Annotated in this window: 20 protein-coding genes; 14 read left to right on the forward strand and 6 right to left on the reverse strand. The window is 69.5% G+C overall.

What is annotated here, in order from left to right; translation table 11 throughout:
• Positions 1-27 precede the first annotated feature (27 nt).
• On the reverse strand, positions 28-1,470 hold the full coding sequence (tldD, locus tag DFP88_RS08655) for a metalloprotease TldD (RefSeq protein WP_110814018.1): 1,443 nt from the start codon (positions 1,468-1,470) through the stop codon (positions 28-30).
• Positions 1,471-1,633: 163 nt separating this feature from the next.
• Here tldD and coxB point away from each other — a divergent pair, with 163 nt between their 5' ends.
• From coxB to DFP88_RS08705, 10 genes are all read left to right on the forward strand, one after another.
• The gene (coxB, locus tag DFP88_RS08660; RefSeq protein ID WP_110814019.1) at positions 1,634-2,503 is read left to right on the forward strand and encodes a cytochrome c oxidase subunit II; all 870 of its coding nucleotides are present in this window, start codon (positions 1,634-1,636) and stop codon (positions 2,501-2,503) included.
• A 70-nt stretch (positions 2,504-2,573) separates the two neighbouring features.
• Positions 2,574-3,569, forward strand: a complete 996-nt coding sequence (cyoE, locus tag DFP88_RS08665; protein WP_110814020.1) for a heme o synthase — start codon at positions 2,574-2,576, stop codon at positions 3,567-3,569.
• Complete coding sequence (locus DFP88_RS08670) at positions 3,569-3,775, forward strand: hypothetical protein (protein WP_110814021.1); 207 nt, start codon at positions 3,569-3,571, stop codon at positions 3,773-3,775. Before cyoE ends, DFP88_RS08670 begins: the two co-directional genes overlap by 1 nt.
• On the forward strand, positions 3,769-4,377 hold the full coding sequence (locus DFP88_RS08675) for a cytochrome c oxidase assembly protein (RefSeq protein ID WP_110814022.1): 609 nt from the start codon (positions 3,769-3,771) through the stop codon (positions 4,375-4,377). The genes DFP88_RS08670 and DFP88_RS08675 overlap by 7 nt, the downstream gene beginning before the upstream one ends.
• Before the next feature lie 27 nt (positions 4,378-4,404).
• The gene (locus tag DFP88_RS08680) at positions 4,405-5,205 is read left to right on the forward strand and encodes a cytochrome c oxidase subunit 3 (RefSeq protein WP_110814023.1); all 801 of its coding nucleotides are present in this window, start codon (positions 4,405-4,407) and stop codon (positions 5,203-5,205) included.
• 73 nt (positions 5,206-5,278) lie between these two features.
• A complete protein-coding gene (locus tag DFP88_RS08685) occupies positions 5,279-5,950 on the forward strand; it encodes an SURF1 family protein (RefSeq protein WP_181418599.1) in 672 nt (223 codons plus the stop codon).
• 2 nt (positions 5,951-5,952) lie between these two features.
• Positions 5,953-7,344 (forward strand): threonine synthase, encoded by a 1,392-nt coding sequence (gene thrC / locus DFP88_RS08690; RefSeq protein ID WP_110814024.1) that lies wholly within the window; start codon positions 5,953-5,955, stop codon positions 7,342-7,344.
• Between the two features lie 7 nt (positions 7,345-7,351).
• Positions 7,352-8,617, forward strand: coding sequence for a M16 family metallopeptidase (locus DFP88_RS08695; protein WP_110814025.1), 1,266 nt, complete (start codon positions 7,352-7,354; stop codon positions 8,615-8,617).
• The gene (locus tag DFP88_RS08700) at positions 8,617-9,201 is read left to right on the forward strand and encodes a GNAT family N-acetyltransferase (RefSeq protein ID WP_110814026.1); all 585 of its coding nucleotides are present in this window, start codon (positions 8,617-8,619) and stop codon (positions 9,199-9,201) included. Before DFP88_RS08695 ends, DFP88_RS08700 begins: the two co-directional genes overlap by 1 nt.
• Before the next feature lie 10 nt (positions 9,202-9,211).
• Positions 9,212-10,630: an FAD-binding oxidoreductase gene (locus tag DFP88_RS08705; RefSeq protein ID WP_110814027.1), complete on the forward strand. Its 1,419-nt coding sequence runs from the start codon at positions 9,212-9,214 to the stop codon at positions 10,628-10,630.
• A 1-nt stretch (position 10,631) separates the two neighbouring features.
• Here DFP88_RS08705 and DFP88_RS08710 read toward each other — a convergent pair whose 3' ends face one another.
• Together DFP88_RS08710 and DFP88_RS08715 are read right to left on the reverse strand one after the other, a co-directional pair.
• The gene (locus tag DFP88_RS08710) at positions 10,632-11,162 is read right to left on the reverse strand and encodes an adenine phosphoribosyltransferase (RefSeq protein WP_110814028.1); all 531 of its coding nucleotides are present in this window, start codon (positions 11,160-11,162) and stop codon (positions 10,632-10,634) included.
• 38 nt (positions 11,163-11,200) lie between these two features.
• Positions 11,201-12,022 (reverse strand): S-methyl-5'-thioadenosine phosphorylase, encoded by an 822-nt coding sequence (locus tag DFP88_RS08715; RefSeq protein WP_110814215.1) that lies wholly within the window; start codon positions 12,020-12,022, stop codon positions 11,201-11,203.
• A gap of 215 nt (positions 12,023-12,237) precedes the next feature.
• Between DFP88_RS08715 and DFP88_RS08720 the strand changes: the two genes are divergently transcribed.
• The gene (locus DFP88_RS08720) at positions 12,238-13,830 is read left to right on the forward strand and encodes a SulP family inorganic anion transporter (RefSeq protein ID WP_110814029.1); all 1,593 of its coding nucleotides are present in this window, start codon (positions 12,238-12,240) and stop codon (positions 13,828-13,830) included.
• Between the two features lie 78 nt (positions 13,831-13,908).
• Here DFP88_RS08720 and DFP88_RS08725 read toward each other — a convergent pair whose 3' ends face one another.
• From DFP88_RS08725 to DFP88_RS08735, 3 genes are all read right to left on the reverse strand, one after another.
• Positions 13,909-14,586 carry a fumarylacetoacetate hydrolase family protein gene (locus DFP88_RS08725; protein ID WP_110814030.1) on the reverse strand — a complete coding sequence of 226 codons (678 nt, stop codon included), beginning with the start codon at positions 14,584-14,586 and terminating at the stop codon, positions 13,909-13,911.
• Between the two features lie 103 nt (positions 14,587-14,689).
• The gene (locus DFP88_RS08730) at positions 14,690-16,159 is read right to left on the reverse strand and encodes a D-alanyl-D-alanine carboxypeptidase family protein (protein WP_245904746.1); all 1,470 of its coding nucleotides are present in this window, start codon (positions 16,157-16,159) and stop codon (positions 14,690-14,692) included.
• A 232-nt stretch (positions 16,160-16,391) separates the two neighbouring features.
• Positions 16,392-17,087 carry an HAD family hydrolase gene (locus DFP88_RS08735; RefSeq protein WP_110814216.1) on the reverse strand — a complete coding sequence of 232 codons (696 nt, stop codon included), beginning with the start codon at positions 17,085-17,087 and terminating at the stop codon, positions 16,392-16,394.
• 158 nt (positions 17,088-17,245) lie between these two features.
• On the opposite strand from DFP88_RS08735, the gene clpS reads away from it, so the two are divergent.
• From clpS to DFP88_RS08750, 3 genes are read left to right on the forward strand one after another with little or no spacing between them, the layout of a single operon-like run.
• Positions 17,246-17,584 carry an ATP-dependent Clp protease adapter ClpS gene (clpS, locus tag DFP88_RS08740; RefSeq protein ID WP_110814217.1) on the forward strand — a complete coding sequence of 113 codons (339 nt, stop codon included), beginning with the start codon at positions 17,246-17,248 and terminating at the stop codon, positions 17,582-17,584.
• Between the two features lie 19 nt (positions 17,585-17,603).
• Positions 17,604-18,584, forward strand: a complete 981-nt coding sequence (locus DFP88_RS08745; RefSeq protein WP_110814032.1) for a class I SAM-dependent methyltransferase — start codon at positions 17,604-17,606, stop codon at positions 18,582-18,584.
• 44 nt (positions 18,585-18,628) lie between these two features.
• On the forward strand, positions 18,629-19,441 hold the full coding sequence (locus DFP88_RS08750; RefSeq protein ID WP_110814033.1) for an SDR family NAD(P)-dependent oxidoreductase: 813 nt from the start codon (positions 18,629-18,631) through the stop codon (positions 19,439-19,441).
• The last annotated feature ends 15 nt before the right edge of the window (positions 19,442-19,456 follow it).

Genomic DNA, 19,456 nt, shown 5'->3' on the forward strand with positions numbered 1-19,456 from the left:
CCATGGTTAAGGGGCCGTTAATGCCCCTCAGCCCGCGCCGCCCACCGTCAGCCCGCCGATCAGCAGCGAGGGCTGGCCGACCCCCACGGGCACCCATTGCCCGGCCTTGCCGCAATTGCCGATGCCCGGATCCAGCGCCATGTCGTTGCCGATGGCGCGGATCTTCTGCAGCGCGGTCGCGCCGTCGCCGATCAGCGTGGCGCCCTTGACCGGCGCCCCGACCTTGCCGTCCCTGACGCGATAGGCCTCGGTGCAGGAGAAGACGAACTTGCCGTTGGTGATGTCGACCTGCCCGCCGCCGAAGCCGACGGCGTAGAGCCCGTCCTTCACATCCGCCAGCATCCCGGCCGGATCGTCCTGCCCGGCCAGCATGTAGGTATTGGTCATTCGCGTCATCGGCGCATGGGCGTGGCTCTCGCGGCGGCCATTGCCGGTCGGCTCCACCCCCATCAGCCGCGCGCTCTGCCGGTCCTGCATGTAGCCGACAAGGACGCCGTCCTCGATCAGCGTGGTCCTGTGCGAGGGCGTGCCCTCGTCGTCGATCGAGATGGAGCCGCGGCGATCGGGGATCGTCCCGTCGTCGAGCACCGTCACCCCCTTCGCGGCGACCTGCTGGCCCATCAGCCCGGCAAAGGCGCTGGCGCCCTTGCGGTTGAAGTCCCCCTCGAGGCCGTGGCCCACCGCCTCGTGCAGCAGGATGCCGGGCCAGCCGGGCCCGAGGACCACGTCCATCACGCCCGCGGGCGCCGGCTCCGCGCGCAGGTTCACCAGCGCGATGCGCAGCGCCTCGCGCAGCGCCGGCTCCCAGAAGTCGCGCGCCATCAACCCGTCGAGGCCATAGCGCCCGCCGCCGCCCATGCTGCCGCTTTCGCGCCGCCCGTCCTGTTCGACGATGACCGACAGGTTCAGCCGCGCCATCGGGCGCACATCCTCGAACAGCGCATCCTCGGGCCGCAGGATCGCGATCTCCTGGTGGCTGGCGGCAAGGCCGACCGTGACCTGAACGACACGGGGGTCCATCCCGCGGGCGACGGCATCGATCTCGCGCAGCAGCTCGACCTTGGCGGGGAAGGCGGCGCCGGTGATCGGATCGGCATCGGTGTAAAGGCGGTGGTTGCTGCGGGCCGGGGGCAGCGCCAATGTGCCGCCGCCCGCGCCGACCGCCAGCCGCGTCGTGGCCACGGCGCGCGCCAGCCCGGCCTCGTCGAGCTGCGTGGCATGGGCATAGCCGGCGGTCTCTCCGCGCACGGCGCGCAGGCCAAAGCCCTCGGTTGCGTCGTAGCTGGCGGTGCGCAGGCGTCCGTCGTCGAAGACCAGCGACTCGCCGCGCCGCCGCTCGAGGAACAGCTCTCCGTCGTCGGCGCCGGCTGTGGCGGCCTGCAGGTGGCGCAGCGCGGCGCCCCGGTCGAGATGCGTCTCGAAGGGGCGGAACGGCGCCTCGGAGGCGGTCGTCTGGGGGGCGGCTGGCATGGCTGATCTCCTCTCGGTGGCAACGGGACCTGTCAAAAGCCTGCCATTGCGGTAACCGGACTTCTTGTTCTGCTGGGCAGGATATGTGAATAGACCTGTCAACGACAGGGCCACGGCCCGCATACGCTTGCCGCCAGAGGCGCCAGCTAACGTAGGTTCCGACATGCATCTGACCAAGCCCCTGCATCGCGCCGCCACCTGCATCCTGAGCGGAGTGGCCGCCCTTGCCGGTACTGCCGCATCCGCCCAGGAGATGCTGGGAGAGCTGCCGATCATCGGCACCCCGACCCAGGGCGGCGTCGGCTTTCAGCCCGCGGCCACCAACCTGGCCCGCGACGTGCACCGCCTGGACGGCATGCTGACGATCATCATGGCCGGCATCGTGCTGCTGGTGACCGGCCTGCTGGCCTGGCTGATCCTGCGCTACAACAAGCGCGCGAATCCCACGCCCTCGACCTTCACGCATAATTCCCCGCTGGAGATCACCTGGACGATCGTGCCGATCGTGATCCTGATCTTCATCGGCGCCTTCTCCCTGCCGGTCCTCTTCGAGCAGCAGGAAATTCCCGAGGGCGACGTCAACATCAAGGTCACCGGCTACCAGTGGTACTGGGGCTACGAGTATCCCGACGAGCAGATCGCCTTCCAAAGCTACATGATCGGCGCCGGGCAGGGGAACCTGAACGACGAGATTCGCGCCGAGCTGCAGGAAGCCGGCTATACCGAGGACGAGTTCAAGCTGGCCACCGACACCGCCGTGGTCGTGCCGGTCGGCGCGCGCGTCGTGATGCAGGTCACCGGCGCAGACGTGATCCACTCCTGGACCATCCCGGCCTTCGGGGTGAAGCAGGACGCCGTTCCCGGCCGCCTCGCGCAGCTGTGGTTTCAGGCCGACGAGGAAGGCGTGTACTTCGGGCAATGCTCCGAGCTCTGCGGCGTGAACCACGCCTACATGCCGATCACGGTGAAGGTGGTCAGCCCCGAGGTCTACGAGGAGTGGCTGGCCTACGCCCGCGAGGAATTCGGCGCCTGATCGCCGCCGGCCCGGCGCCCCGCCATCGCGGGGCCGGGCAGGGGGAGGAGCCGCCACTGGGAGAGACGCGATGACCGATGCCAGCATCACCGATGCCAGCCTGACCGGCCCCGCCCGCGGGGCCGCATCGCCGCATGACCCCGAGCTGCGCGACTTCTTCGCCCTGCTCAAGCCCAAGGTGATGTCGCTGGTGGTCTTCTGCGCGCTGGTCGGCCTCGTGGCCGCGCCGGTGGCGGTGAACCCCTTCATCGCCTTCGTGGCGATCCTCTGCATCGCGGTGGGCGGCGGCGCCTCCGGCGCGCTGAACATGTGGTGGGACGCCGATATCGACGCAGTGATGAAGCGCACGCGGAACCGCCCGATCCCCTCGGGCCGCGTCACGCCCGAGGCGGCGCTGGCGCTGGGTCTCGCCCTCTCGGGCTTCGCCGTCATCCTGCTGGGCCTCGCCGCGGGGCCGGTGCCGGCGGCGCTGCTGGCCTTCACCATCTTCTTCTACGTCGTCGTCTACACGATGTGGCTCAAGCGCTCGACGCCGCAGAACATCGTCATCGGCGGCCTCTCGGGCGCCCTGCCGCCGCTGATCGGCTGGTCTGTCGCCACCGGCGGCATCGCGATCGAGCCGGTGCTCATGGTGCTTCTGGTCTTCATGTGGACGCCGCCGCATTTCTGGGCTCTCGCCCTCTTCGTGCGCAGCGACTACGGCGATGCCGGCGTGCCGATGCTGACCGAGGTGCGGGGCCGCCGCGCCACGCGCAACCAGATCGCCATCTACGCCGTGCTGCTGGTGCCTGTGGCGCTGGGCCTTGCTGTCAGCTCCGTCGGCGGGCCGATCTTCCTTGCCGTCGCCGCTTACGTGAACTGGCAGTTCCTCTCGGCCTGCCTCGCCGTCTGGCGCCGCAACGAGGCGCAGGCCGAGGCCGATGGCTATGCCGCCGAGAAGCGCGCCTTCAAGGTCTCGCTCTCCTATACCTTCCTGCAGTTCGCTGCCCTGCTGGCCGAGGCGCTGCTGCAGCCCTTCGGCTACGGCGGCTGGGACTGGGTCCTGCGCCTGGCGGGGGCCGCCTGATGGCCCTGCAGGTCGAACACGAACTGCACGGACGCCGCCGGGGCCTGAACCGCGGGCTGGGGCTGATCCTGATCGGCCTCGTCGCGCTGGTCTTCGTGCTGACGATCGTCAAGATCCTCAGCCTCGGCGACATCGCCGAGCTCGAAAGCTTCGATCATGTCGCGCGGCCGCAGATCATCCCCGAGCAGGAGGGGCAGCCATGGTGACGCCGGCCCAGAAGGAGCGTGACCGCAAGATGCGGCGCACCGCCCTGACCATGGTAGGGGTCGTCGTCTTCATGGGCGCGATGGCCTGGGTCGCGGTGCCCTTCTACTCGTGGTTCTGCAAGGTCACCGGCTTTTCGGGGACCACCGGGCAGGTGGCCGAGGCCAGCGACACGGTGCTGGACCGGACGATCAAGGTCCGCTTCGACGCCAATATCGAACCCGGCATGCCCTGGTCCTTCAAGCCCGAGCAGATCGAGACGGAGCTGCGGATCGGCGAGACCGGCCTGGCCTTCTACGAGGCGCACAATCCGACCGACCACCCGGTCGCCGGCCGCGCCAGCTACAACGTCACGCCCTATTCGGCGGGCGGGTATTTCGACAAGATCCAGTGCTTCTGCTTTACCGAGCAGGTGCTTCAGCCGGGCGAGACGGTGCAGATGCCCGTCAGCTTCTACGTCGACCCGGAGATCGTGAACGACCGCGAGGCGAAATACGTCCACACGATCACGCTGAGCTACACCTTCTACGAAATCGAGATGCCCGAGGATACGCGGCAAGCGGCTTTGACAGATCCCGCCGCTGCGGCCATAGACGTCAACTGAGGATCAGGATCTTTCGAGGACCCGCGAATGGCGCACGCTAAGAATCACGACTACCACATCCTGCACCCCTCGGTCTGGCCGTTCCTGGCGGCCGTCGGCGCCTTCTTCATGCTATTCGGCGCGACGCTCTGGATGCACGACCACGGGCCCTGGATGTTCCTGATCGGCCTCGCCGCCGTTCTTTACACCATGTACGCTTGGTTCGCCGACATGGTCTTCGAAAGTCGCGAGGGCGATCATACGCCCGTCGTCCGCATCGGCCTGCGCTACGGCTTCATCCTTTTCATCATGTCGGAGGTGATGTTCTTCGCGGCCTGGTTCTGGGCCTTCTTCAAGAACGCGCTTTACCCGATGGGCCCGATGAGCCCGATCCAGGACGGCGTCTGGCCGCCTGAGGGCGTGATTCCCTTCGACCCCTGGCACCTGCCGCTGATCAACACGCTGATCCTGCTGTGCTCGGGCGCGGCCTGCACCTGGGCCCACCATGCGCTGGCCGAAGAGGACAACCGCGAAGACACGAAGTGGGGCCTGATCCTCGCCGTCGGTCTGGGCGTGCTCTTCACCGCCTTCCAGATCCGCGAATACGCCGAGGCGGCCTTCAGCTTCTCGGGCAACGTCTACGGCGCGATCTTCTTCATGGCGACGGGCTTTCACGGCGTCCACGTCGTCATCGGCACGATCTTCCTGCTGGTCTGCCTGCTGCGCATTCGCGCCGGCCAGATGAGCCGCGAGCAGCACGTCGGCTTCGAGGCTGCGGCCTGGTACTGGCACTTCGTCGATGTCGTCTGGCTGTTCCTCTTCGCCTCCATCTACATCTGGGGCAGCTGAACCCGCCCCTTCCCGATCCGAACCGGCGCGCGGGGGAAGCCCCGCGCGCCTTTCCGTTCCAGAGGCCCTGTCCTTGATCCGTCGCCTGATCTTTCCGCTTCTCATCGGCGTTCTGGGATGCGCGGCGCTGCTGGTGCTGGGCCTGTGGCAGGTGCAGCGGCTGGCGTGGAAGCAAGGGATCCTCTCGCAGATCGAGAGCCGCATGGCGGCCGATCCCGTCCCGCTCGACACGATTCCCGATCCTGATCCCGAGGCGGATCGCTACCGCCCGGTGACCGTCACGGGGCGCCTGACCGGAGAGGAGGCGCCGGTCCTGACCTCGGACGGCGGCGCCGGCTACCGCGTGATCGCGGTGCTCGAGACCGGGGCCCGGCGCGTGCTGGTCGACCTCGGCTTCGTGCCGCTGGACGCCAAGGACAGCCCGCGCACCGGAACCGTCAGCATCGCCGGCACCCTGCACTGGCCGCAGGAGGCTGATGGCTGGACCCCCGATCCCAGCGACGACAACATCTGGTTCGCCCGCGACGTGCCCCGCATGGCCGAGGCGCTCGGGACCGAGCCGGTGCTGGTCGTCGCGCGGCAGGTGGCGCCGGATGTCGGGACGCGCGTCCTGCCTGTGAACACCGCCGCCATCCCCAACGATCACCTGCATTACGCGATCACCTGGTTCATGCTGGCCCTGCTCTGGGCCGCGATGAGCCTCTATCTTGGCTACCGCGCCCTGCGCGCCGGCCCGAAGGAGTGACCATGCGCTACGTCTCGACCCGCGGCCGCGCCCCCGCGCTGGGCTTTGCCGATGCGATGCTGACCGGCCTCGCCCGCGACGGCGGTCTTTACGTCCCCGAGGCCCTGCCGCGGATGTCAAAGGACGAGATCGCCGCGCTGGCGGGCCTGCCCTACGAGGAAGCCGCCTTCCGCATCATGCGCCCCTTCGTCGAGGGCAGCTTCGACGATGCGGAGTTCCGGGCGCTGATCGACAGGGCCTATGCCCAGATCGGCCATGCCGCGAGGGCGCCCTTGGTGCAGCTTGCGCCGGATCACTTCCTGCTGGAGCTGTTCCACGGCCCCACGCTGGCCTTCAAGGATTTCGCCATGCAGCTGATCGGCCAGCTGTTCCAGGCGGCGCTGGAGCGGTCGGGCCAGCGCATCACCATCGTCGGGGCCACCAGCGGCGATACCGGCAGCGCCGCGATCGAGGCCTTTCGCGGGCTGCCGAACGTCGACGTGATGATCCTCTACCCGCATGGCCGTGTGAGCGAGGTGCAGCGTCGGCAGATGACCACGCCGACCGAGGCGAACGTCCACGCCCTCGCGGTCGACGGCACCTTCGACGACTGCCAGGCGGCGCTGAAGGAGATGTTCGCCGACGAGGCCTTCCGCGACGAGATCGGCCTGACGGCGGTGAACTCGATCAACTGGGGCAGGGTGCTGGCGCAGGTCGTCTACTTCTTCACCTCTGCCGTGGCCCTTGGTGCGCCGCACCGCCCCGTCAGCTTCACCGTACCCACCGGCAACTTCGGCGACATCTATGCCGGCGCCATCGCGCGCGACATGGGCCTGCCGATCGAGCGGCTGGTGGTGGCGACGAACCGCAACGACATCCTGCACCGCACCCTGACGGAAGGCGACTACCGCAAGGAAGGCGTCGCCCCGACGATCAGCCCCTCGATGGATATCCAGGTCAGCTCGAACTTCGAGCGGGCGCTCTGGGATGCCTATGGCCGCGACGGCGCCGCCGTGGCGCAGCTGATGGAGGAGTTGAAGGGGCAGGGGGGCTTTGCCGTCAGCCAGGGCGCCATCGGCGCGCTGCGCGACCGCTTCGTCTCGGGCCGCGCCTCGGAGGAGGAGACGCTGGAGGCGATCCGCCGCACCCATGCCGAGACGGGCGAGGTGATCTGCCCGCATACCGCCGTCGGCGTGCATGTCGCGCAGCCCTTCCTCGGGCCGGTGCCGATGGTGACGCTCGCCACCGCCCACCCGGCGAAGTTCCCGGATGCGGTCGAGCAGGCGATGGGCCAGCGCCCGCCCCTTCCCCTTCGGATGGCGGACCTGTATGACCGGCCGGAACGGGTCACCCGCGTCGCCGGCGACCTCGAGGCCCTCAAATCCGCCATCCGGGAAAAGACTGCCGCCGCGTGACCAGACCATGACCGTCCGACTGCACACATTGCCCAACGGCTTCCGCATCGCGACGGAGCATATGCCCGGCCTGAAATCCGCCTCTGTCGGGGTCTGGATCAATGCCGGCGGCCGCCACGAGACCGAGGCGCAGAACGGCGTCGCGCATTTCCTTGAGCACATGGCCTTCAAGGGCACCGGACGCCGCAGCGCCCGCGCCATCGCCGAGGCGATCGAGGACGTGGGCGGCTACATGAACGCCTATACCAGCCGCGAGGCGACGGCCTATTACGCGCGGGTGCTGCAGCAGGACGTGCCGCTGGCCCTCGACGTGATCGGGGACATCCTGCGCAATCCCGCCTTCGCCGCCGCCGAGATCGAGAGCGAGCGCGGCGTGATCCTGCAGGAGATCGGCCAGGCCCTCGATACGCCGGACGACATCGTCTTCGACTGGCTGCAGGAAGTCGCCTATCCGAACCAGCCGCTCGGCCGGTCGATCCTGGGCCCCGCCGAGAAGGTCGCCGGTTTCAGCCGCGACGACCTGACGGCCTTTGTCGCCCAGCACTACGGCCCCGGCAGCATGGTCCTGGCCGCCGCCGGCGCTGTCGACCACGATGCCATCGTGCGGCAGGCCGAGGCGCTGTTCGGTGACATGGGCCCGCGCGAGAAGACCGGCCCGGTCTGGCCCGGCCAGTTCGCGGGCGGTGAGCGGCGCGAGATCAAGACGCTCGAGCAGGTGCATTTCACCCTCGCGCTCGAGGCGCCGAACTACCGCTCGCCCGAGATTTATCACGCGCAGGTCTATGCCAATGCCCTTGGCGGCGGCATGTCCTCGCGCCTGTTCCAGGAGCTGCGCGAAGAGCGCGGGCTGTGCTACACGATTTTCGCCCAGACCGGCGCCTACGAGGACACCGGCATGACGACGATCTATGCCGGCACCTCCGCCGCCGATATCGGCGATCTGGCCCGCACCACCATCGACGAGCTGAAACGCGCCGCGACCGACATGTCCGAGGCCGAGGTGCAGCGTGCCCGCGCGCAGATGAAGGCCGGGATGCTGATGGGCCTCGAGCGGCCCTCGAACCGGGCCGAGCGGCTGGCGCGGATGCTGGCGATCTGGGACCGTGTGCCGCCCATCGAGGAAGTCGTTGCCAAGATCGACGCAGTCACCGTCGCGGACGTGCGCGCCTTTGCTGAACGCACCGCCTCCGGCGCCGGCGCCGCCCTCGCGCTGTACGGCCCGGCGGAGAAGGCGCCGATGCTGGACGAGCTGAAGGAAAGGCTCGCCGCCTGATGCTTCGGTCCCGGCGCAAGGTGCGGCTCGAGACCGAGCGTCTGACCCTGCGCCCGCCCGAGCATGGCGACTGGCTGGCCTGGGCCGATCTGCGCCGCGATTCGGCCAGCTTCCTGCAGCCCTGGGAGCCGACCTGGGCGCCCGATCACCTGTCGCGCCGTGCCTTCACCAACCGCGTCTACTGGGCGCAGCGCTCGATCCAGCAGGGCACCGCGGTGCCGCTGCTCCTGATCCGGCGCGCGGACGACGTGCTGCTGGGCGCGATCACGCTGGACAATATCCGCCGCGGGCCGGCGCAGTCGGGCACCACCGGCTACTGGACCGGCCAGCCCTTCGTCCGGCAGGGCTACATGCGCGAGGCGATCCAGGCGCTGGTGCATTACGCCTTCACCGTCCACGACCTCAGCCGGATCGAGGCGGGCTGCCTGCCGGAAAACCTGCCCTCGCGCCGCCTGCTGGAAAGCTGCGGCTACAAGTACGAAGGCGTGGCCCAGAGCTATCTTCAGATCGCCGGGCGCTGGCGCAATCACGTGCTATACTCGAACCTGCGCAGCGACAGGCGCGGCCGGACGGACACCGGCTGAGGGAGGCCAGATGCCGCAGGAGTACACCCCCGCCAGCGGCGACTTCGCCGAGGCCCTGGCCACCGATCTGCCCGAGGGGCGGCTGCGCCCGGTCGAGGCGCGCTACCTCGAAGAGCGGCGCGGACGGCTGACCGGCAGCGGCGGCACCCTCGCCCTGCCGCGCAGCGCCGAGGAGGTGGCCCTGATCCTGTCGCGCGCGCATGAGGCGCGGGTCGCCGTGGTGCCTTACGGCGGCGGCACCGGCCTTGTCGGCGGCGGTATCGGGCCGGGCGATCCGCTGATCCTCTCGCTCGAGAAGATGGACGGGGTCCGCAGCGTTTACCCAACCGAGAACGTGCTGGTGGCCGAGGCGGGGGCGATCCTTGCCGATGTGCAGGCCGCTGCGGTTGCGGAGGGTCGGCTGTTCGGCCTCTCACTCGCCTCCGAGGGCTCGGCCCGGATCGGCGGGCTTCTGGCCACCAATGCCGGCGGGCTGAACGTGCTGCGCTACGGCACCGCGCGGGCGCAATGCCTGGGGCTAGAGGTGGTGACCGCCGATGGCCGCATCTGGCATGGGCTGACGCGGCTGTGGAAGGACAACACCGGCTACGATCTGCGCGATCTCTTCATCGGCTCGGAAGGCACGCTCGGCATCATCACCGCCGCCGCGCTGAAGCTGGCGCCGCGCCCGGCGGCCAGCGGCACCGCGCTGCTCTCGGTGCCCTCGCCCGAGGCGGCGCTTGAGCTGCTGGGCCGCCTGCGCGCGCGGGTGGGCGAGGGCGTCTCGGGGTTCGAGTTGATCTCGCGCGCGGGATGGGACTTCCTGACCGAGACCGGCATGGCCGGGCAGCAGCCGCTCGACCCGATGCCCGACTGGATGGTGCTGATCGAGCTGGGGCTGTCCGAGGGGCAGGAGCCTGCTGCCGCGCTCGAGGCGCTGTTCGCCGAAGCTGCGGAGGCCGGGCTGTCGGATGACGGCGTGATCGCGCAAAGCGCGGCGCAGGCGGATGCGCTCTGGTCCCTGCGCGAGACGATCCCCGAGGCGAACCGGGCCATCGGCGCCATCGCCAGCCACGACATCGCCCTGCCGCTCTCCGCCATCCCGGAGTTTCACCGCCAAGGGCTTGAGGCGATGGAAGCCATCGCGCCGCTGCGCGTCAATGCCTTCGGCCATCTGGGCGACGGCAACCTGCATTGGAACGTCTTCCCGCCGAAGGGCGAGGATCGCGGCGCCTATGACGGTGTGCGCGCGCAGGTCACGCGGGCAGTGCACGACCTCGTCGCCGCGCTTGGCGGCTCGATCAGCGCCGAGCACGGGATCGGGCGGTTCAAGGTCGATGACCTCGAACGCTATGCCGATCCGGTGAAGCTGGCGCTGATGCGCAGCGTGAAGGATGCGCTCGACCCTCGGGGTATCCTGAACCCCGGGGCCGTGCTGCGCGCCCGCTAGCCTACTCGCCCTCGTAGGCGACGAGGCAGCGCACGCTCTGGCCCAGCTCTTCCAGCAGCTTGCGGCCGCCGAGGTCGGGCAGGTCGATGACGAAGACGCAGGCCACGGTCGTCGCGCCAAGCCGGTCGATCAGCCGCAGGCCGGCGGCGGCGGTGCCGCCCGTCGCCAGAAGGTCGTCGATCAGCACCACCCGCTCGCCCTTGCTGAGCGCGTCCTCGTGCAGCTCGACCACCGCCTCGCCGTATTCCAGCTGGTAGCTTTCCTCGATGGTCTTGCCGGGCAGCTTGCCCTTCTTGCGTATCGGCACGAAGCCGGTGCCCAGCCGGTCGGCCAGCGCCCCGCCAAGGACGAAGCCGCGCGCCTCGATCCCGGCGATGCAGTCGATCTCCAGATCGCCGATGGCCTCGACGAGCTGGTCCAGCATCAGGCGAAAGCCGTCGCGATGGGCGAACAGCGTGGTGACGTCCCGGAACTGGATGCCCGGCACCGGGAAGTCGGGGATCGTGCGGATATAGTCTTTGAGATCGGCCAAGGAGCAGTCCTTTTCGGTGGTGTTGCCGCCGGGTGCGGCTAGAGCAGGCGCCCGGCAATGGTATCCAGCCGCGCGAGCAGCGCCGGATCGCGGCGCTCGGGCGCGGTCATCAGCGCATGATCGAGGGCGCGGTCGCAGCCTTCGGGGCAGGGCTGGGGGCGCTGCGCCAGCCGCTGCGGCAGGCCGGCGATCAGCGCGCCCGCGGCCTGCGTGTTGCCGGCGAGGACGGATTTGATCGCCGCGATATCCACCGCGCCGTGCCCCTCGTGCCAGCTGTCGTAATCGGTGACCATCGCGACGAGCGCGTAGCAGATCTCGGCCTCGCGGGCGAGGCGCGCCTCGGGCATCGCGGTCATGCCGATCACGTCGCAGCCCCAGGCGCGGTACATCAGGCTTTCGGCGCGGGTCGAGAACTGCGGCCCCTCCATCGCAAGATAGGTGCCGCCGCGATGCACCGTCTTGCCGGTGGCGCGGGCCGCGGCCTCTGCCGCATCCGAGAGCCGGGCGCAGACCGGCTCGGCCAGCGAGACATGGGCGACGCAGCCCGCGCCGAAGAAGCTGGCGGGCCGGCCCTTGGTGCGGTCGATGAACTGGTCGACGACGACGAAATCGCCCGGCGCCAGCGCATCGCGAAAGGAGCCGACGGCAGAGACGGAGACGAGGTCGGTCACGCCGAGCGCCTTCATCGCCGCGATATTGGCGCGGTAGGGGATGTCGCCGGGGGCGTGGACATGCCCGCGCCCGTGGCGGGGCAGGAAGGCGATGGGCATGCCGTCCAGCTGTCCGGTCAGGATCGCGTCCGAGGGTTCGCCCCAGGGCGTCGTCACCGACTGCCAGGCGGCGCCCTCGAGGGCCTCCATCCCGTAGAGGCCGGAGCCGCCGATCACCCCGAGCCGTGCTGCTGTCTGGTCCACCGGCCGGCCCTCGCTGCTGCGCCGCGGGCGACACTAGGCGAGGGCGCGGCGCGCGAAAAGCCCCTTGCAGCGGCGGGGCGGGACGAGGCGGGGCATTAGGGGTTCCGTCCGGGCAGCTGCTGCTGTAGCAGGAGGCCGCATTTCCGAACATGAAGAGACCGATGACCCGATCTCCGCTAGCCGCTCTCGCCGGTGCCGTCTCCTCGCCGAACGCGCCCGCCTTTCCGCATTCCGCCGGCCAATGGAAGACTGAGCTTCTGTCGGGTCTGACCGTCGCGCTGGCGCTGGTGCCAGAGGCGGTCGCCTTCTCCTTCGTCGCCGGGGTGAACCCGCTGGTCGGCCTTTACGCCGCCTTCCTCGTCGGGCTGATCACCGCCGTGATCGGCGGCCGGCCCGGCATGATCTCGGGTGCGACGGGCGCGCTGGCGGTGGTGATGGTCAGCCTCGTCGCGCAGCACGGGGTCGAGTACCTCTTTGCCGCCGTGCTGCTGATGGGGCTGATCCAGGTGCTGGCGGGGGTGTTCCGGCTGGGCAAGTTCATCCGCCTCGTGCCGCATCCGGTGATGCTGGGCTTCGTCAACGGGCTGGCCATCGTCATCGGCCTTGCCCAGCTCGAGCAGTTCCACGATCCGGCGGGCGAGGGCTGGCTCTCCGGGCTGCCGCTGATCCTGATGCTGGCGCTGACGGCGCTGACCATGCTGATCATCTGGGGCACGCCGAAGGTCACGAAGGCGATCCCCGCGCCGCTGGCCGGCATCCTCGTGACCGCGCTGATCGTCATCGCGCTCGGCCTGCCGGTGCCGCGGGTCGGCGATCTTGCCGATATCTCTGGCGGGCTGCCGCAGCTGCATATCCCGATGGTGCCCTTCACCCTCGAGACGCTGTGGATCATCCTGCCCTACTCGGTCATCCTCGCCGCCATCGGCCTGCTGGAAAGCCTGCTGACGCTGAACCTGGTGGGCGAGATCACCGGCAAGCGCGGCGGCGCCAGCCAGGAATGCGTGGCGCAGGGTCTTGCGAACCTGACCTGCGGCGTCTTCGGCGCCATGGGCGGCTGCGCGATGATCGGCCAGTCGATGATCAACGTCTCCTCTGGCGGGCGCACCCGCGTCGCCGCCGCGAGTGCGGCGATCTTCCTTCTGTGCTTCATCCTCTTCGCTGCGCCGCTGATCGCGCAGATCCCGCTGGCCGCGCTGGTGGGCGTGATGTTCATGGTGGTGATCGGCACCTTCGCCTGGAACACCTTCCGCGTGATGCGGCGGGTGCCGCGGGTCGATGCCATCGTGATCGTGCTGGTGACCATCGTCACCGTGCTGACCGATCTCGCCACCGCCGTGGTGATCGGGGTCATCGTCTCGGCCCTGGCCTATGCCTGGCAGAACGCCACGCGGATCGGCGCGCGCACCTATCGCACGCCCGAGGGGGCCAAGGTCTACAAGGTGCAGGGCCCGCTCTTCTTCGGCTCCACCGACGGTTTCTCGGAGCTGTTCCAGGTCGAGAGCGATCCGAGCCTGGTGATCGTCGATTTCGAGCATAGCCGCGTCGCCGACCAATCCGCCCTCGCCGCGATCGAGGCCATGGCCGCCCGTTACGAGACCGCCGGCAAGCGGCTGCAGCTGCGGCACCTGTCCCAGGATTGCCATGCGCTGCTGCGCCGGGCGGGGCAGCTTGTCGTCGAGAGCGACGACGATCCGGTCTATGGCGTGGCCGTCGATTATGACGTGCAGCCGGGGGCGCTGGGCGGCGGTCACTAGCCGCCCTTCGGCCCCGCGCGGCTCCGGCTGAGGCCGGGGCCTCCGGCGGGGATATTTTCAAAGAGAAGAGGGGGCCCGTCAGGCGTAAGTGACGGTCGCCTCCTCGAGTCCCTCGATGGTGACGCGGCAGGACTGGCCGGGCGCGATGGGGCCGACGCCGGCGGGCGTGCCTGTCAGGATCAGGTCGCCCGGTTGCAGCGTCACCAGCCGCGACAGATGCGCGATGACATGGGACACGGGCCAGATCATCTGCCCCAGCGCCCCCTCCTGCCGCGGGATCCCATCGACATCGCAGGTGATGCGGGCCTCTGGTCCCGGCATCGGCCCCTCGCGCAGCGGGCCGAGGATGCAGGAGGCGTCGAAGCCCTTGGCCATGTCCCAGGGGCGGCGCGCGGCCTTTGCCTGCGCCTGCAGGTCGCGGCGCGTCAGGTCGTTGGCCGCGGCGCAGCCCCAGATCAGCGCCTCGGCCTGCGCGGGTTCGATATCGGCGCCGCCGGCGCCCAGCAGCACCGCGAGCTCTGCCTCGTGCTCGAGCTGCCCCGTCGCGGCGGGGAAGGGCAGGGTCAGGTCCGAGGGCACGGCGGCGCTGGCCGGCTTCATGAAGAAGAAGGGCGGCTCCGCCTCGGGGTCGTGCCCCATCTCGCGCGCATGATCGGCGTAGTTCCGGCCGACGCAGAAGATGCGGTGCAGCTGAAGCGGGCGGCCATCTTCAGTGCGCAGGGCGGCGGGGGCGGGGGGATGAGGCAGGTCTGTCATGGAGGCAGGCTAGCGGCGAGCCCTGTCCTGCGCCAGCGAGGCGCATGAAAAAAGGGACGGGGAAGACCCCGTCCCTTGGACAGTCCGGCGAGGGCGTTGCCCGTCAGCTCGGACCGATCATGAAACACATGGAGCCGCGGGCCTGCAGGCGGCGGCAGGCGAGGTCGGCGGCATCGTTCGACAGGCCCATGACCTGCGCATCGAAGCCGCCCGAGCGCTGGTCGACCCGGCGGATGCCGCCCTCGAGGGCCGAGGCCTCGTTCAGCACGACCTGGATCAGCGCGCGCTCGGCCCGGTCGCGGGTGGTGAAGCGGCCGACGTTGATGCCCCACATGCCGCCACCGGAGGTCGAGAGGCGGGTGACCACTTCGGGCACAGCCTGGGTGTCGCGGCTGTCGACGGGGGCGATATCGGCGGCGGTCATGATGATCTCGGCCGGGCGCACCGGCGGCAGCTCCGCCGCGGCGGGGGCGATATCGCTGGCCGTGGCGATGGCGGCGGCGACGGCGGGACGCTCCTCGGGCGGGGGCGCGGGCTCTGCCTCGGCCGAGACGACCATGGCGGCGGCCAGCGCGGCCTCCACGCCGCTGGCGCCGGAGGAGGCGACGCGCGTGGCGCCGGGGCGCGAGGGCGGGCGCGGGCTGGACTGGATCAGACCGCTGACGCGAATCGTCCGGGCCGCCGATCCCGGCGCGCCGGTGGCGGTTGAGGAGACGTAGACGCTGTCGGGGCGGTTGACCGTGGCGCTGCTGGGCGCGCGCGAGAAGCCGAGATCGAGCAGGTCGGTGATCCGGCGATAGCGGTCGTTGTTCGAGGTGGCGCCGAAGACGGCGGTGATGATCCGGACCTGCCCGCGCTGGGCCGAGGCGACGAGGTTGTAGCCGGCGGCATTGGTATAGCCGGTCTTGATCCCGTCCGCGCCCTCGTAGCCGTTCAGCAGGCGGCGGTTCGTGTTGTAGACCTGCGCCACGCCGGCATCGGCCGTCGTCCGCGAGAAGAGGTTATAATACTGCGGGAAATCGTAGATCACGTGGCGCCCGAGAATCGCCATATCATGCGCGGTCGAGAGGTGCCCCTCGGCGGTCAGGCCGTTCATGTTGACGAAGGTCGTGTTGCGCATGCCCATCGCCTGGGCCACCGCGTTCATCCGCTGGGCGAAGGCTTCTTGGCTGCCGGAGATGGCGATGCCGATCTGCGTGGCGCTGTCGTTGGCCGATTTCACCGCGGCAGAGCGGATCAGGTAGCGCATGCGGATCGTCTGGCCCGTGCGCAGCCCCAGCTTCGAGGGGGGCATGGCCGCCGCCTCGGCCGCGACGGTAACCTCGGTATCGAGGCTGATCTCGCCGCGCTGGATCGCGGTGAAGGCGATGTAGAGCGTCATCATCTTGGTGAGCGAGGCCGGGTGCAGGCGCGTCTCGGCATTCTCGGCCTGAAGCACCTCGCCGGTGCGGGCATCCATCACGATCGAGGCGAAGGGCGCGGCGCGGACCGCCTGCGCGGCCAGCAGCGACAGGATCAGGATGATGCTCAGCAACAGCCCGCTCGGGGCCGTCCAGCGCGGACGACGGGTCATCATAGCTTGCCTCTGCTCTGCCTGTGGCGACCGATGCGATGCCGGTCACGCGTGATTGAGGGCAACGCTAGCATGCAGATGCGGGTGCGAGAACACCAAAATTTCAAGGGCCTCGCGGACGTGGCGGAAGTGCTACGCGCAGATTTGGGGTCTGGGCGGGAACCTGCCGCAAGATCGGCCAGAGCCGCCCGCGCCCTTGTGCCCGGGCCGGGCGGAACCGGACAGAGGCGACTCAGTCGAGGCTCTCGAACAGGGCCGGCAGATGCGACAGATCGGGGATCTCGTGAAAGCGCGGGTTCCCGCGCGGCGGATCGGCCTGTTCGAGGTGCCAGACAGGATAGGTCGGCACATGGACGCCCCAGGCCCCCGCCTCGATCGCCGGGATCACGTCGGACTTCAGCGAATTGCCCACCATCATCGCGCGCGGCGTGTCGGCCTTCGCGAAGATGCGGGTATAGGTGTCGCGGGTCTTCTGGCTGACGATCTCGACCGTGCCGAACATCTCGCCCAGCCCCGACTGCGCCAGCTTGCGCTCCTGGTCGATCAGGTCGCCCTTGGTGATCAGCACCAGATCGGCGCGAGGGGCCAGCGCCTCCACCGCCTCGCGGGCGTGGGGCATCAGCTCGATCTCGTAGCGCAGCATCTCCTGCCCGGCGGCGATCAGCTCTGCGATGACGCTGGCGGGGACCTTCTGGTCCGTCACCTCGATCGCGGTCTCGATCATCGACAGCACGAATCCCTTCACGCCGAAGCCGTAGTGCCCGACGTTGCGCATCTCGGCCGCGACGAGGCGCTGCTCGAGGTGCTCGGGCGCGGCGTAATCGGCCAGAAGCTCCGCGAAGCGGGCCTGCGTCAGGTGAAAGAACCGTTCGTTCTGCCAGAGGGTGTCGTCGGCGTCGAAGCCCACGGTCCAGCGATGTTTAGACATGTCGGCCATCCTCGGGCGCTTTGGTTCGGGCCCCGGTCTTTTCATGGCCGGAGCGGCGGTTATATAAGGGGCCCGGCCGACGAAAGGCCAGCGGGGCGCCTGCGGGCCTGCCCCGGCGCGATTGCGACGAACCTCCGATTCGAGGACCGGCGATGCTGATGACACGGCCAACGATCATGATGGCGGGCCAGGACGGTGATGACGGCGATGCCGGCGTCAAGGTCGAGACGCGGGTCAAGACCAAGCGTCCGCCGCTCTACAAGGTGCTGATCCTGAACGACGACTACACGCCGATGGAATTCGTCGTGCATGTGCTAGAGCGGTTCTTCGGCCTGAGCCATGCCCAGGCCTTCGAGATCATGCTGACGGTCCACAAGAAGGGCGTGGCGGTGGTCGGCGTCTTCTCCTACGAGATCGCCGAGACCAAGGTGGCGCAGGTGATGGAATTCGCCCAGCGTCACCAGCACCCGCTGCAATGCACGATGGAAAAGGAATAGGCGCGCCTGCGCCGCACCCATGGCTGATCCGAGACTGACGACCGCGCTGCGCGACGGAACCCTGCTGCTGCCCGAGGGCGAGATCACCGTCCTGCGGCCCCCCGCGGACTGGCTGCTGGCGGACCTGCCGAAGGAGCGGGTGCGCATCGTCACCGGCTTCTACCCCGATCATGCCAGCTGGAAGGGGCGCGGCTACGCGGTGTCGCGCAAGGCCGGGCCCGCAGCCGCCGCGATGGTGATCGTGCCCCGGTCCAAGCCGCTGGCGCGCGCGCTGATCGCCGAGGCCGCCGCCACGGCGCCGCTGGTCATCGTCGACGGTCAGCGCACCGATGGCACCGACAGCCTGTTCAAGGAAGTGCGGGCGCGGCGCGGCGATGCCGTGCAGAATGTCGCCAAGGCGCATGGCCGACTGTTCTGGTTCGAGGGCGGCGCCGGCTTCGAGGACTGGGCCGCGCCCGAGCCGCAGGCGGGCCCGGAGGGCTTCGTCACGGCGGCGGGCGTCTTCTCGGCCGATGGGCCGGATAAGGGCTCGGTCCTTCTGGCGCAGGCGCTGCCGGCCAAGTTGCCGACGCGGATGGCCGATCTGGGCGCGGGCTGGGGCTACCTGTCCCGCGCAGTGCTGGAGCGGCAGGGGGTCAACAGCCTCGACCTCGTGGAGGCCGAGGCCGATGCCCTTGATTGCGCGCGGCTGAACGTCACCGACGACCGCGCCCGTTTTCACTGGCACGACGCGCTCGGCTTCAAGCCGGAGGAGGTCTACAACGGCATCGTCATGAACCCGCCCTTTCACCAGGGCCGGGTCGGCGATCCGTCGCTTGGGCGCGGGTTCATCGCGGCGGCGGCGCGGATGCTGACCGGCTCTGGCCAGCTCTGGCTTGTCGCCAACCGCCATCTGCCCTACGAGGCGGAGTTGAAGGACCGGTTCCGTGACGTGACGGAGATCGGCGCAGACGCAGGCTTCAAGATCCTGCACGCGGCGCGGCCGAACAAGCGCGCCTGATCCCCGCCCGGGCCGCCCCGGCGCCATCCCCCCGGAGTTTGCAGATGTCCTTTTCCGTTGCCGGCAAGACCGCCATCGTCACCGGCGCCGCCCATGGCGTCGGCCTTGCCATCGCGCGCGCCCTCCTCGAGGCGGGGGCGAATGTCGTCCTCGTCGACCGCGACGAGGAGGCGCTGGAGCGCGAGGCCGGCCCCCTGCGCGAGGCCGAGGCCCCGGTGCGCCACTTTGCCGGGGACCTGCGCGAAAGGCTGACTGTCACCAACCTGCTGTCCTTTACCGTTGATGCCTTCGACCGGATCGACATCCTCGTGAACGCCAGCCGGCAAATGATGCCGACCGATCCGCTGGATCCGGAGGACGAGACGGTCGATGCGCTGATGGCGCAGAACATGACCACGGCGCTGCGGCTGAGCCAGGCCACCGCGCGGCGGATGATCAAGCTGGCCCATGCGCGCGAGGATGCCGAGGACGCGGAGGTCGGCTGCATCGTCAACCTCTCGTCCATCGCCGCGCGGCTGACCCATCCGCGGCTGCTGGGCTATTCGATCAGCTGCGCCGCGCTCGAGCAGATGACCCGCAGCCTTGCCGTGGCGCTGGCGCCCAAGCACATCCGCGTCAATGCCGTCGCCTTCGGCAGCGTCCTCAGCGCCAGCCTCGAAAGCGCGCTGCAGGAGGACGACGCGATGCGCAGCAGCATCGTCGGCTGCACGCCGCTCGGCCGGATCGCCAGCCCGGGCGAGGTTTCGGACGCGGTGCAATACCTCGCCTCGGGTGCGGCGGCCTTCGTGACGGGGCAGGTGATCACGGTCGACGGCGGGCGCAGCCTTCTCGATGCCGCATTGGTGCCGGCGCACTGACAGCGATTCGGCTGG

Origin of the sequence: Pseudoroseicyclus aestuarii (assembly GCF_003217255.1) — a bacterium.
GTDB classification, from domain to species: domain Bacteria; phylum Pseudomonadota; class Alphaproteobacteria; order Rhodobacterales; family Rhodobacteraceae; genus Pseudoroseicyclus; species Pseudoroseicyclus aestuarii.

Bases quoted from the DNA above. Each gene is read 5' to 3' on its own strand.
- DFP88_RS08730 (WP_245904746.1), bottom strand. From the start codon at position 16,159: ATGACCCGTCGTCCGCGCTGGACGGCCCCGAGCGGGCTGTTGCTGAGC.
- DFP88_RS08720 (WP_110814029.1), top strand. From the start codon at position 12,238: ATGACCCGATCTCCGCTAGCCGCTCTCGCCGGTGCCGTCTCCTCGCCG.
- DFP88_RS08670 (WP_110814021.1), top strand. From the start codon at position 3,569: ATGGCCCTGCAGGTCGAACACGAACTGCACGGACGCCGCCGGGGCCTG.
- DFP88_RS08750 (WP_110814033.1), top strand. From the start codon at position 18,629: ATGTCCTTTTCCGTTGCCGGCAAGACCGCCATCGTCACCGGCGCCGCC.
- DFP88_RS08725 (WP_110814030.1), bottom strand. From the start codon at position 14,586: ATGACAGACCTGCCTCATCCCCCCGCCCCCGCCGCCCTGCGCACTGAA.
- DFP88_RS08745 (WP_110814032.1), top strand. From the start codon at position 17,604: ATGGCTGATCCGAGACTGACGACCGCGCTGCGCGACGGAACCCTGCTG.
- cyoE (WP_110814020.1), top strand. From the start codon at position 2,574: ATGACCGATGCCAGCATCACCGATGCCAGCCTGACCGGCCCCGCCCGC.
- DFP88_RS08705 (WP_110814027.1), top strand. From the start codon at position 9,212: ATGCCGCAGGAGTACACCCCCGCCAGCGGCGACTTCGCCGAGGCCCTG.
- tldD (WP_110814018.1), bottom strand. From the start codon at position 1,470: ATGCCAGCCGCCCCCCAGACGACCGCCTCCGAGGCGCCGTTCCGCCCC.
- DFP88_RS08680 (WP_110814023.1), top strand. From the start codon at position 4,405: ATGGCGCACGCTAAGAATCACGACTACCACATCCTGCACCCCTCGGTC.
- clpS (WP_110814217.1), top strand. From the start codon at position 17,246: ATGACACGGCCAACGATCATGATGGCGGGCCAGGACGGTGATGACGGC.
- DFP88_RS08735 (WP_110814216.1), bottom strand. From the start codon at position 17,087: ATGTCTAAACATCGCTGGACCGTGGGCTTCGACGCCGACGACACCCTC.
- DFP88_RS08700 (WP_110814026.1), top strand. From the start codon at position 8,617: ATGCTTCGGTCCCGGCGCAAGGTGCGGCTCGAGACCGAGCGTCTGACC.
- DFP88_RS08715 (WP_110814215.1), bottom strand. From the start codon at position 12,022: ATGGAGGCCCTCGAGGGCGCCGCCTGGCAGTCGGTGACGACGCCCTGG.
- coxB (WP_110814019.1), top strand. From the start codon at position 1,634: ATGCATCTGACCAAGCCCCTGCATCGCGCCGCCACCTGCATCCTGAGC.
- DFP88_RS08695 (WP_110814025.1), top strand. From the start codon at position 7,352: ATGACCGTCCGACTGCACACATTGCCCAACGGCTTCCGCATCGCGACG.
- DFP88_RS08675 (WP_110814022.1), top strand. From the start codon at position 3,769: ATGGTGACGCCGGCCCAGAAGGAGCGTGACCGCAAGATGCGGCGCACC.
- thrC (WP_110814024.1), top strand. From the start codon at position 5,953: ATGCGCTACGTCTCGACCCGCGGCCGCGCCCCCGCGCTGGGCTTTGCC.